At 60.3% G+C, this 12,131-nt stretch carries 9 protein-coding genes and 1 pseudogene; 6 read left to right on the forward strand and 4 right to left on the reverse strand.

Going from position 1 to position 12,131, the window contains the following annotated elements; all coding sequences use genetic code 11:
* Window positions 1-93 precede the first annotated feature (93 nt).
* Both B2589_RS06220 and B2589_RS06225 read right to left on the reverse strand, forming a co-directional pair.
* A complete protein-coding gene (locus tag B2589_RS06220) occupies window positions 94-1,488 on the reverse strand; it encodes a sodium-dependent transporter (protein ID WP_286815962.1) in 1,395 nt (464 codons plus the stop codon).
* A gap of 160 nt (window positions 1,489-1,648) precedes the next feature.
* Window positions 1,649-2,509 carry a carboxylate/amino acid/amine transporter gene (locus B2589_RS06225; protein ID WP_094624411.1) on the reverse strand — a complete coding sequence of 287 codons (861 nt, stop codon included), beginning with the start codon at window positions 2,507-2,509 and terminating at the stop codon, window positions 1,649-1,651.
* 165 nt (window positions 2,510-2,674) lie between these two features.
* On the opposite strand from B2589_RS06225, the gene B2589_RS06230 reads away from it, so the two are divergent.
* The gene (locus B2589_RS06230) at window positions 2,675-4,069 is read left to right on the forward strand and encodes an MATE family efflux transporter (RefSeq protein WP_058342476.1); all 1,395 of its coding nucleotides are present in this window, start codon (window positions 2,675-2,677) and stop codon (window positions 4,067-4,069) included.
* A 71-nt stretch (window positions 4,070-4,140) separates the two neighbouring features.
* Here B2589_RS06230 and B2589_RS14315 read toward each other — a convergent pair.
* A pseudogene (locus B2589_RS14315) lies at window positions 4,141-5,049 on the reverse strand (GGDEF domain-containing protein); the annotation flags it as partial.
* A gap of 242 nt (window positions 5,050-5,291) precedes the next feature.
* On the opposite strand from B2589_RS14315, the gene B2589_RS06240 reads away from it, so the two are divergent.
* Genes B2589_RS06240 through B2589_RS06260 form a run of 5 tightly spaced genes read left to right on the forward strand, consistent with a single transcriptional unit; the run spans window position 5,292 to window position 11,596 of the window.
* Entirely contained in the window at window positions 5,292-6,173 is an 882-nt protein-coding gene (locus B2589_RS06240; RefSeq protein ID WP_058342291.1) for an ATP-binding protein, read from the forward strand.
* Window positions 6,170-6,709 (forward strand): response regulator, encoded by a 540-nt coding sequence (locus B2589_RS06245; RefSeq protein WP_286815963.1) that lies wholly within the window; start codon window positions 6,170-6,172, stop codon window positions 6,707-6,709. The genes B2589_RS06240 and B2589_RS06245 overlap by 4 nt, the downstream gene beginning before the upstream one ends.
* The gene (locus B2589_RS06250) at window positions 6,710-8,317 is read left to right on the forward strand and encodes a sensor histidine kinase (protein ID WP_286815964.1); all 1,608 of its coding nucleotides are present in this window, start codon (window positions 6,710-6,712) and stop codon (window positions 8,315-8,317) included.
* A gap of 1 nt (window position 8,318) precedes the next feature.
* A complete protein-coding gene (locus B2589_RS06255) occupies window positions 8,319-8,735 on the forward strand; it encodes a response regulator (protein WP_094624409.1) in 417 nt (138 codons plus the stop codon).
* Window positions 8,732-11,596 carry an EAL domain-containing protein gene (locus B2589_RS06260; protein ID WP_286815965.1) on the forward strand — a complete coding sequence of 955 codons (2,865 nt, stop codon included), beginning with the start codon at window positions 8,732-8,734 and terminating at the stop codon, window positions 11,594-11,596. Before B2589_RS06255 ends, B2589_RS06260 begins: the two co-directional genes overlap by 4 nt.
* Window positions 11,597-11,600: 4 nt before the next feature.
* Here the strand turns inward: B2589_RS06260 and B2589_RS06265 are convergent.
* A partial coding sequence (locus B2589_RS06265; RefSeq protein WP_286815966.1) for an alpha/beta hydrolase-fold protein occupies window positions 11,601-12,131 on the reverse strand: 531 nt, incomplete at its 5' end.

The raw sequence follows: 12,131 nt of genomic DNA on the forward strand, positions 1-12,131 counted from the left end.
TCCCGGTAAAGCGCGATGAACCTAAAAAAACCGGCACTGTTTCCAGCGCCGGTTTTTTTATGGTGTGACAGCGGCCAGAACGGCCGCGCCGGATCAACCAATCAGGTTGTAGACAAACACAATCGCCACGGCTACCGGAGTCACGTAGCGCAGCAGGTTGTGCCACAGGGCAAAGGCACCACCCTCCATGGCCAGGTCGCTCTTCAGAGACTCCTTCGCCACGAACCAGCCCACAAACACGGCCGTCAGCATACCGGACAGCGGCAGCATGATATTGGCAGTAAAGTAGTCCAGCAGGTCGAAGATGGTCTTGCCTTCAAAGGCTGCGAACATGCCCAGCGGGGTCACACCGGACCACACGTTCAGTGACAGGATCGAGGCAATACCCAGCGCCCAGCAAGCACCGCCGGCGACAATGGCACTGCCGGTGCGGCCCAGGCTGGTTTTCTCTTCAACCCACTCAACCACCGGCTCCAGCAGGGAAATACCGGAGGTCCAGGCAGCAAACAGCAACAGGATAAAGAACAGCGCACCAAACAGGCTGCCCATGGGCATGTTACCGAAAGCCAGCGGCAGGGTCTGGAAGATCAGGCCGGGGCCGGCACCGGCTTCCAGGCCGTTGGCGAATACCACCGGGAAAATGGCCAGGCCCGCCAGCAAGGCAACCACGGTATCCAGGATGGCAACACTGACAGCCGTGCGGCCAATCTTCACATCGTTACCGAGATAGGAGCCGTAGGCCATCATGATGGCCATACCCAGGCTCAGGGTGAAGAACGCATGGCCCAGGGCAACCAGGACGCCGTCAATAGTCAGGGCGCTGAAATCCGGGGTGAACAGGAAGCTGACCGCTTCGCCGAAATGACCGGTGGTGGTGGCATAGCCCACCACTACCAGCAGCAACACCAACAGTGCCGGCATCAGGATGGTCGCAGCACGCTCAAGGCCACCCTTCAGGCCACGGGCTACCACCAGGATAACCAGCGCCATAAAGACGGTGTGCCAGAACAGCAACAGGCCGGGGTTACTCAGCAAATCACCGAACAAGGCGCCTACCGAGTCAGCCGTACCACCGGTGAAGTCACCCATGGCCGCGTGGCCGATGTAGGAAGCCGCCCAGCCGCCGATGACGGAGTAGAACGACAGAATAATAAAGGCCGCGAACATACCGATGATGGCAGAAATACGCCAACCCGGAGACGCCAGGTTGCGCTCTGCCACCAGCCGGAAACTGGTGATCGGGTTGTGGCGACCATTCCGGCCGATAAACACCTCGGCCATCATGATGGGAATACCGATGATGAAGATACAGAGCAGGTACACGAGAACGAACGCGCCGCCGCCGTTTTCACCGGTTACGTAGGGAAACTTCCACACGTTACCAAGGCCGACAGCAGAACCGGTTGCTGCCAGAATAAACGCGAGTCTGGAAGACCAGAGTCCGCGAGCCCCGGTACCGCTGTCAGCTGCGGAGTTGGACTGAGTCATGAGTTTTCTTCCTGTGCTTTTGGCTTTAGGAAATTACGGATTGTGAGTGCGCCGAGCCTGAGTGCTGGGGCAATTGGGGCCGGATTCTGCCAGCACTGGCCAAATGATGCCAGTGTTGAAATGTTGTTCAGTTGTTTACGGCCGGCCCCCGGCCAGGGGATCAGGCCAGGGCCTGCCGCCGAAACCGGTTGTTCACCCACAGCGAGAACGCAATCACCAGGCCGCCGAGCGCAAGCCGCCCGAGGTCCGCATCCCGGTTCCAGATCAACAGGTTAACCAGCAAGCCGGCCGGCACCAGGGCATTGTTCATGATCGCCAGGGTGCCGGCATCCACCTGGCAACCGCCCCGGTTCCACAAATACAGCCCCAGACCGGAAGCCGCCAGGCCAAGCCAGGCCAGAATGCCCCACTGCAAGCCGGTAGCCGGCAGCTTGTCCGGATTACCGAACACCAGGAACGACGGCAGGGCGATGACCAGCGCGCCAAAGAAGAAATAACCGAAAGTGCGATAGCCCGGCAGCTCCAGCGGGTAACGCTGCATCACGTGTTTGTAGCCCACCTGGCCGGCGGCAAAGGTGAAATTGGCCACCTGCAACAACAAGAAACCTGTGATGTAGTCTTCGCTCAGGCCGTCGTAGCGGATAATGCCGGCGCCCAGGGTGGCGATGGCCGCAGCCAGCAGGGCCACCGGGGAAAACCGGCGGTACATGGCATCGTCCAGCAGGGTGACATACAGCGGAGTGAAGATGGTGAACAACAGCACTTCCGGCACCGTCAGGTAACTGAACGAGCGGTACAGGCACAGGTAGGTGATACCGAACTGCAGCATACCGGTGGCCATGATGCCCAGCTTCATGCCTCCGGGAACACCGCGCCAGCGGGTCAGGGGCAGGAACACCAGGGCGGCCAGCAACACCCGGCTGAGCACCGCAAAGTCGCTGTCTACCCGGCCAGCCAGGAATTCACCAATCAGGCTGAACGAGAACGCCCAGAGAATCGTAACCAGAACCAACAGTTTCATCGCGCGCCACCTGCAAAAATCCGGGCTGCTACTTTACTGATTTCTTCCGGCAATTGCAGTTTCTGAAGGCGTGCTTGTCCCTATAAGAACCAACACCGGCGATAGGGTATGATCTTCAGCCGGCCCAAGGCCCCCTATACGCTCTGCACAGAAACCCGGAACACCATGGACGAAAACCACCAACCGTTACCAGAAACCCGGCAACCACTGGTCAGCCGCACCCTTACTGAATGGAAAACCCTGGCCATTCTGGGCGGCCCCATCCTGATTGCCCAGCTGGCCCAGATGGCCAATGGTGTCATCGATACCGTGATGGCCGGCCACGCCAGTGCCGAAGACCTGGCCGGTGTCGGCATCGGCAGCAGCCTGTGGATGCCGCTGTTCCTGTTTTTCATGGGCCTGCTCGGCGCGCTGCAACCGATCATTTCCGGCTACAACGGTGCCCGCACCACCGGCAAGATCATGCCGGCTACCTGGCAGGGACTGTACATTGCCCTGGCCGGCACCGTAGTGATGGTGCTGTTGCTGACCAACGTACAGCCGGTGCTGTCGATGCTGAAGATGGAGCCCACCACTGCCGGCATAACCCAGGGCTACCTGGATGCCTTCGCCTGGGGCATTCCCGCCATGCTGCTGATGAACGCCCTGCGAGGCCTGACGGACGGGCTCGGGCACACCCGGGTGATCATGGCATTTTCGGTGCTCAGTACCCTGATCAACCTGCCCCTGAACTACATTTTCATCTACGGAAAGCTCGGCCTGCCGGCCATGGGGGGCGTGGGTTGTGGCTGGGCCACCTCCTTGTCGAACGGAACGGCGGCCATCGCCCTGCTGGTGTACCTGAACTACAGCAAGACCTTCCGGGCCTTCCATATACTGGCAGACTGGGTGAAACCGAACTGGCAGGGCATCCGTTACATTCTGCGCATTGGCGTGCCAATCGGCTTTACCATTTTCGTAGAAGCCAGCATGTTTTCGGTTATTGCGCTGTTCCTGGCTCCGCTGGGGCCGGTGGTGGTGGCAGGGCACCAGATTGCCCTGAACGTGGTGTCGCTGTTGTTCATGCTGCCGCTGAGTATCGGAATGGCGCTGACCCTGCGAGTCAGCTTTCTGATCGGCGCCCGGGCCCCGGACACCGCCCGGCTGATTTCCCGAAGCTCGCTGATCCTGGCCTCGGCCATCGCCCTGATCTTCGCCAGCGCCCTGTATGTGTTTTCCGGGCCGATTGCAGCGCTGTATTCCAGTGATGCCGAGGTACAGGCGGTCACTGTCCGGTTGCTGACCTTTGCCGCCATGTTCCAGATTGCGGACGTCATCCAGGTCACCTGCATCAGCGCACTCAGGGGTTACAAGGACACCCGCATCCCCATGTTTATCATGCTGTTCTCGTTCTGGGGAATCGGCTTGCCGCTGGGTTACTTTCTGACCTTTACAGACGCATTGCTGCCGGCGCTGGGAGCGGCCGGATTCTGGGTGGGATTAACCGCGGGGCTGACCTCCGCCAGCTTGCTGCTGGGCTGGCGGCTGTTCCGGTACCGGCCGGCACCGGAACCGGCCTGAGCCAGCGCGTCTGCATAGACAATCCGGTCACGGCCGGATTCCTTGGCTTCATACAAGGCGTTGTCGGCACGCCGCAACCAGCTGGCCACACTTTCGCCATGGCCCAGCAGTGCCACACCGAAGGAAGCCGTAACCGCCCCGCCCGGGTGCTTCAGCCGCCGGCGCAACAATTGCTGCAGGTTGGTCATCACCGACTGCAGCCCCACGCCATCCACACCCGGCAGCAGCAGGACGAACTCCTCGCCGCCATAGCGGAACAACTGGTCTGACTTGCGGGTATTGTGTTCAATCAGCGCCACCAGCTCGGTCAGCACACTGTCGCCGACACCGTGGCCATAGTCGTCGTTGATGGTTTTGAAATGATCCAGGTCCAGCAGCACCAGCGCATAGGACTGCCCGGTCTGCTCGGCGTTGGCAGCCGCCAGGTCCAGCGCTTCGTCCATCGAACGCCGGTTTTTCACCCCGGTGAGGGGATCAATGGTGGCCAGGTGTTCCAGGCGCACCCGCTGGTTCTTGTTCCGGTAAGCGAACACATAGGCACAGGCACTGACGACAACTGCGGTGGAGGCAAAGGACCACATCTGCACCTGGGAACTGAAGGCCTCCCCGAACGACATCAGTACCAGCACCGAGGCAATGTTCAGCACAATGGCAATCTTCGGTGCCACCAGGAAGAAGGTGGTCACCAGGCAGGGATACAACCAGAACAGGCCCGGCTCGCCCACCACATAGCCAACCGATACCGCACCGCCGCAGGCCACCAGGGCCAGCACCATGCCGCCCACCCGGGTGTTGCCGGTCAGCCAGCTGTAAATCACTCCGAAGGAAATACCCGTAAGGATCACCGTATCGAGCAGGCCCGCCATGGTGTTGCCCTGCAGGAACCGAAGCACGGCAAACGGCGTAATCCCCAGCACGGCACTGGCGCCGAGCAGGGTAATGATGGACAGGCGAAAATCGTTCTTCAAACGATGCAGCATGCGGAACCGGATCCGGCAAAAGTCTTATTTGGGAGTCAAGAATAGCGCAAGCTAATTGAGCGGTCGCCGCGCGACAACGATTCTTAACAAATTTCTACCCGAACAACCACGTATCTCACGAAGAATTAATAACTTGGCGTGAACTCCGGAAACCAAACGTTACGCAAAAACCGGGGCAGTGAATCTATACTGGATGCAATCCAGATATTGTTTATCCAACCAACCCGCAGGCAGGCACCCAAATGACCGACAAGGAACCCACCGACACCGGCCAGGACGCACTCAATGCCCGACTGGAGCAGGCCAACAAACAACTGCTGCAATCGGAAAAGCTGGCGGCCATCGGCCAGCTGGCCGCGGGGGTTGCCCACGAGATCAACAACCCGGTGGGCTACGTCTATTCCAACCTGCAAACCCTGGAAAACTACCTGAACGACCTGTTCCGGCTGACCGATGCCATAGACACCGCGGCATCGCTGGAGGATCTGCGCCAGATCCGCCACAACATCGATTACAACTACCTGCGGGAAGACCTGAAAGACCTGCTGAGCGAATCCCGCGAGGGTATCGAACGGGTAAAAACCATCATCTCGGCGATGAAGGACTTCTCCCACATCGAGGAAGAGGAGTTCAAGCAGGCCGACCTGCACCGGGGTATTGAAACCACCCTGAACGTGGTGAACAACGAGCTCAAATACAAAGCCGAGGTTGTCCGGGATTTCGGAGAGCTGCCCCACGTGGAGTGTATTGCCTCCCAGATCAACCAGGTGATCATGAACCTGCTGGTGAACGCGGCCCACGCCATCGAGGATTTTGGCAAGATCACCATCCGTACCCGGCACCAGGGTGATAGCGTTACCCTGGAAGTGGAAGACACCGGAAAGGGTATTGCCAGCGAGCACCTGAACCGCATTTTCGAGCCGTTCTTCACCACCAAGGGCATCGGCAAGGGCACGGGGTTGGGGCTGTCGCTGTCCTTCAACATCATCAAGAAGCACAATGGCGAGATCGAGGTACACAGCGAGCCCGGGCAGGGCACCCGATTCCGGATTACACTACCGGTAACACAACCGGAACCGCTCCAGCACACACAGCAGAACCAGGATACGGAGAACCCTGCATGATCAGAATCCAGCTGGTCGACGACGAGCCGAACGTCCTCAACAGCTTGCGCCGCTTGTTGCGCCGGCAGGACTGGCAGGTCGACGCCTTCAGCGATGTTGAAGAAGCCCTCGAAGCCCTTCTGCAACACGAGTACGCGGTCATCCTGTCAGACTACAAGATGCCCATGGCCGATGGTGTCACCTACCTGAAATTTGCCAAGCAGAAGCAACCGGGCGCCATCCGCCTGGTACTCAGTGGCCATGGCGACAGCGAATCCATGGTCAAGGCCATCAACCAGGCGGAAATCTTCCGCTACCTGACCAAGCCCTGGGACGACCATGAAGTGGTCGCTGCGATCAGTTCCGCGGTAGAACTCTATAGTCTGCAAAAAGAAAACCAGCGCCTGCGCAAGGAAAACGACGCCCAGCGGGCCATGATCAAGGCCCGGGAAGAAGAGCTGCTGCGCCTGGAGGCCGACAACCCCGGCATTACCCGGGTGCGCCGGGATGCCGATGGTTCGGTACTGCTGGACGACGATGCGGGGTCCTCCGACTGAATGGCGGTTTCCTCCGGCTTCAGCCCCTGGCTGATTCTGCTCATCGTCAGCGCGTCGATACTGGTGGTGGCCCTGGCCATTGCCAGCTACCGGTTCTGGAACCAGGCCCGGCAGCGTTCGGCGTCGCTGGAAGAGCTCAATAACACCCTCAACTACCACCTGGAGCAGGAACGGGCGCTGCGCTACATCAACGAGCGCTTCCTGGAGTTCTCCCGGGATATTCTCTGCTCCATCAGTGCCGATGGGACCTTTTTGCAGATCAGCCCGGCCTGTCTCACCATTCTTGGCTACCGCCCCGAAGAGCTTCAGGGCCAGCCCTACCGCCAGCTACTGGTGCCGGAAGACCGGGCCAGCACCGAAGATGAAATGGCCAGGCTGATCTCTGGCGAACACGACAAAGCCATCGAGTTCCGGGCCCGGCTGAACCACCGCAACGGCCAGGTCATCACGATTGCCTGGATTGCCGAGTGGTCTCCGGAAGACCAGATCCTGTTCTGCGTAGGCCGGGACATCAGCAACGAACTGGTGGCAGAAATCCTCACCCAGGAACGGGAACAGTTCTTCTCGCTGTCACCCGACATGTTCTGCATCATCGACCTGAACAGTTATTTCTTCGAGCTGAACGCCCACTTCGTCGACACCCTGGGCTACACCCGGGATGAATTGCTGGGCACCTCCTACCTGGACCTGGTCCACGCGGACGACCGGGAAGCGGTCCAGGAAGCCGTATGGGCCCTGGGCGAAGGCGCGGAAATCAAAGACCTGGAGGTTCGTATCCTCAACCGGCAGGGCGGCATCCACTGGGTCGACATCAACGCAATTCTCAGTGCCGACGACCTGATCTACGTGGTGGCCCGTGACACCACGGCCCTGCGCAAGGCCATGGAACAGCTGGAAGAAACCATGAAGGAACTGGAGCGCAGCAACCGGGAGCTGCAGGACTTCGCCTTCGTGGCCTCCCACGACCTGCAGGAACCCCTGCGCAAGATACAGGCATTCTCGGACCGCCTGATTGCCCGTTCCGAAGAGCTGGGCGAGCGGGAAAAAGACTATCTGCGGCGCATGCAGTCGGCTGCCGGGCGCATGCAGGCACTGATTGAAGACCTGCTGTCCTATTCGCGGGTAACCACCCGGGCCAAGCCCATGGTGGCCTGCAACACCAACGAAATCCTAAGCGAAGTGCTGGTGGATATGGAAACCAGCATCGGCCGGGCCCAGGGCAAGGTAGACGCCGAAACACTGCCGGCAACCTGGGGCGACGCCATGCAGTTGCGGCAGGTGTTGCAAAACCTGCTCAGTAACGCCATCAAGTTCCACGCACCGGACCGACCTCCGGTGGTTCAGGTGCGGGCCGAGGACATCACGAACGATGCCTGGACCCTGGTGGTCAGCGACAACGGCATCGGCTTCGACGAACGCTATGCAGAAAAACTGTTCCACCCGTTCCAGCGGTTGCACCAGAAAGAAGGCTACCCGGGCACCGGAATCGGTATGGCGATTGTGAAGAAAATCCTCGATCGCCACGGAGCATCGGTCAGCCTGAACAGCCAGCCCGGCACCGGCACCACCTTCCGTATCCGCTTGCGCACCGGTCAGGGAGCGGCCTGATATGACCAGTGACAACCGCCCGCCGGTGATCCTGATCGCTGAAGACGATCCGGACGACCAGCTGATGCTGCAGGATGCCTTCGAGGAAACCTGCGAGCACTGCCAGTTGCGGTTTGTCTCCGACGGCGTGGAGCTGATGGCGCTGTTGCTTGGTGAAGAAGGCCCCGGGCCACTGCCGGACCTGTTGCTGCTCGACCTGAACATGCCCCTGAAAGACGGCCGGCAATCGCTGGTGGAAATCCGCTCGGAACCCGCCCTGCAACAGCTGCCAACGGTCATCCTGACCACATCCAGAAACGATGAAGACCGGGCCTTCTGCCTGGCCCAGGGGGCCAACGACTATCTGGTTAAGCCGTCCAGTTACACCGAACTGATCGAAATCGTAAAAGCCCTGGAAACCTGGTGGGAATCGCCATGACCGACCCGATGTTGCGCGTATTGCTGATCGAGGACGACGAAGACGACTACCTGATCACCGAAGACCTGCTGGCTGAAGCCAGCCCGGGCAAAACCCGGCTGACCTGGCACAACTGCCTGGACGATGGCCTGGCCGCCCTGCACCGGGAAAGCTTTGATGTGGCGCTGGTTGACCTGCGCCTGGGGCCGGATTCCGGCCTTGACCTGATCCAGCAGGCGAAGAACGAAGGCATCACCACCCCGTTTATCCTGCTGACCGGCCAGGGCGATGAAGAGCTGGATGCCCGGGCCGTGGAACTGGGGGCCGCCGATTACCTGGTCAAGGGCCGTATCGATGGCCACGCCCTGTTGCGCAGCATTCGCTATGCCATCGACCGTGCTGTCGCCACCGAAGACCTGGCCAGCAGCGAAGCCCAGTACCGGCTGCTGTTCGAGAATAACCCCACGCCCATGTGCCTCGCAGCGCCGGGCAGCGGCCGCATGAATGCCATGAACGAAGCGGCACGCACGCTCTATGGCGTGGTGCCGGAGGAAGTTGCAGGCCTGAACATTGCCGACCTGGCCGATAAATCCCTGACCGGCGAGCCGGATGGCGACGGCACAGTGCTGCAAGCGGGGGCCGGGCTGGAATGCCACCGCACCAGAGATGGCCGAAAGCTGATTGTGGAAGTGGCCAGCCAGAACATCACCATTGGCCACCACGAACTGGCCCTGTTCACCCTGACCGACAAAACCGCCCAGATCGAAAACACCCGGCAGCTGAAACTACTGCAACGCTGCATTGAAACCAGCTCCAACGGCATGGTGGTGGCCGATGCCCGTGCCGACGACATGCCACTGGTGTACGTAAACCCCACCTTCGAGCGCATCACCGGCTACACCGCCGCCGAAGTACTGGGCCGCAACTGCCGGTTCCTGCAGGGGGATCCACCCGATGACAGCAACATGCAGGCGCTGGAGACCATCCACCGGGGCCTGGCCGATGGCGAAGAAGTGTCGGTTATGCTGCGCAACTACCGCAAAGACGGCACTCCGTTCTGGAACGACCTGTACCTGTCGCCGATTCGCAATGAGCGCAATGAAATCACCCATTACGTGGGCGTACAGAACGACATTTCCGAGCGCAAATCCATCGAACACCAGCTGGCCTACAACTCCAGCCACGATGTGCTCACCCAGCTGCCCAACCGCACCCTGCTGGAAGACCGACTGACCCAGGCCTGCCAGTTTGCCCGGCGCTACAACCGCCATGTGGGTGTACTGTTCATTGACCTGGACGGCTTCAAGCTGATCAATGATTCCCTCGGCCACCGCACCGGCGACCAGATCCTGATCGAAGTGGCCCGCCGCCTGAAAGAACTGGTGCGCTCCGGCGACACCGTGGCGCGGGTCAGTGGCGACGAATTTGTCGTGGCGCTGTCGGGGTTGACCCACGGCAGCGATGCCCAGCTGGTGGTGGAACAGGTGATGAGCACCCTGGCCAACCCTTACCGGATTGGCGACGTTACCCTGCACCTGACCGCCAGCATCGGCATGACCGAAACCGACGGCAACATCAGCAGTTCAGCGGAACTGATCCAGCAGGCGGACCTGGCCATGTACCAGGCCAAGCAACTGGGCCGCAACACCTGGCAGTGGTTTGAAGAAGCCATGAACTCCCAGGCCAGCTACCGGGTCAAGCTGCGCAACCAGCTGCAGGACGCGATCGACAACCAGGCCCTGACGCTCTACTACCAACCGATGATCGACTCCCGCACCGGCCAGGCCCGCTCGGTGGAAGCGCTGGTGCGCTGGGAACACCCAGAGCTTGGCCTGGTATCGCCGGCAGACTTCGTACCGCTGGCGGAGGAAACCGGGCAAATTATTGCCCTGGGTGAATGGGTGCTGGACCAGGCTTGTCGGGATATGGTCAAACTCCATGCCGCCGGCTTCCGGGACTGTTCGGTGGGTGTGAATATCTCGCCGGTACAGATCCGGAAAACCGATTTTCTGGCGACGGTCAAACGGGCCCTGGGCGAATCTGGCCTGCCAGCCCAGGCGCTGGACCTGGAGATGGTGGAGTCTGCGGTCATCAATGACACCAGCCAGGTGGTCGACACACTCCACAAACTCCGGGAGCTGGGTGTACAGATATCGATTGATGATTTCGGCACCGGTTTTTCGAGCCTGACCTACATCAAGCAGATGCCGGCCAACCGGATCAAGATCGACAACTCGTTCATCAAGGAAGTCATCAAGAACCGGAGTGATGCCGCCATCACCCGGGGAGTCATTTCCATGGCCCACCACCTGTCGCTGGAAGTGGTGGCCGAAGGGGTGGAAACCGAGGCCCAGGCCAACTTCCTGCGCCGCAACCAGTGTGACCTGCTGCAGGGCTATGCCTTCTCGCGGCCCATGCCGTTCGAGCAGCTGACCGAATATATGAACCTGCACGGACATCGCGGGGCCGGCGGCAGTGATAATGCAGAGGAAGAGCAGAAAACCGTCCTGCTGCTGGACGATGAGGTGAACATCATCAAGGCCCTGACCCGGACCCTGCGCCGGGATGGCTACCGGATTCTGTCATCCACCAGCATCAGCGAAGCTTTCACCCTGCTGGCGGAAAACGAAGTACAGGTGATCATTTCAGACCAGCGCATGCCGGAAATGTCCGGCACCGAGTTTCTCAGCCAGGTGAAAGCCATTCATCCGCACACCGTGCGCATTGTGCTGTCCGGCTACACCGACCTGAAATCCGTGACCGAGGCCATCAACCAGGGCGCAATCTACAAGTTCCTGACCAAGCCCTGGGACGAAAAACAGCTGCGGGAGCATATCCGGCAGGCGTTCAAATACCACGCCAATATGCAACCGCAGGCCTGATGCGTCAGGCCACCAGGCCCAATGCCCGGGCGTGGTGGTTCAGGTGGTCATCAATGAACGAGGCAATGAAGAAGTAGCTGTGGTCGTAGCCCCGGTGCATGCGCAGATTGATGTGGTGATGGTGCCTCTCGCAGGCATCCGCCAGCGCTTCCGGATTCAGCTGCTGCACCAGGAATTCATCGGCGGTGCCCTGGTCAATCAACAGGGGCAAGCGCTCCTCAGCCCCCGGAATCAACCGGGTGGCATCCCACTCTTCCCAGCGGCCCTGGTCTGACCCCAGGTAACCGGTAAAGGCTTTCTGGCCCCAGGGGCAGGCCATCGGGTTGGCAATGGGCGCGAACGCCGACACGGATTTGTAGAAACCCGGATTCTTCAGGGCGCAAATCAGCGCACCGTGGCCGCCCATGGAGTGCCCGCTGACAGCCCGCTCACCACTCAACGGCAGTTCGCTTTCCACCAACTGCGGTAACTCCTTCACAACGTAATCATACATGCGGTAATGGGGAGCCCAGGGCTGCTCGGTCGCGTTCACATA

It is taken from the genome of Marinobacter sp. UBA3607 (assembly GCF_002375525.1).
Lineage (GTDB): Bacteria > Pseudomonadota > Gammaproteobacteria > Pseudomonadales > Oleiphilaceae > Marinobacter > Marinobacter vinifirmus.

Coding starts and splice junctions, on each gene's coding strand:
- B2589_RS06260 (WP_286815965.1), top strand. CDS start 8,732: ATGACCGACCCGATGTTGCGCGTATTGCTGATCGAGGACGACGAAGAC.
- B2589_RS06245 (WP_286815963.1), top strand. CDS start 6,170: ATGATCAGAATCCAGCTGGTCGACGACGAGCCGAACGTCCTCAACAGC.
- B2589_RS06255 (WP_094624409.1), top strand. CDS start 8,319: ATGACCAGTGACAACCGCCCGCCGGTGATCCTGATCGCTGAAGACGAT.
- B2589_RS06250 (WP_286815964.1), top strand. CDS start 6,710: ATGGCGGTTTCCTCCGGCTTCAGCCCCTGGCTGATTCTGCTCATCGTC.
- B2589_RS06225 (WP_094624411.1), bottom strand. CDS start 2,509: ATGAAACTGTTGGTTCTGGTTACGATTCTCTGGGCGTTCTCGTTCAGC.
- B2589_RS06220 (WP_286815962.1), bottom strand. CDS start 1,488: ATGACTCAGTCCAACTCCGCAGCTGACAGCGGTACCGGGGCTCGCGGA.
- B2589_RS06230 (WP_058342476.1), top strand. CDS start 2,675: ATGGACGAAAACCACCAACCGTTACCAGAAACCCGGCAACCACTGGTC.
- B2589_RS06240 (WP_058342291.1), top strand. CDS start 5,292: ATGACCGACAAGGAACCCACCGACACCGGCCAGGACGCACTCAATGCC.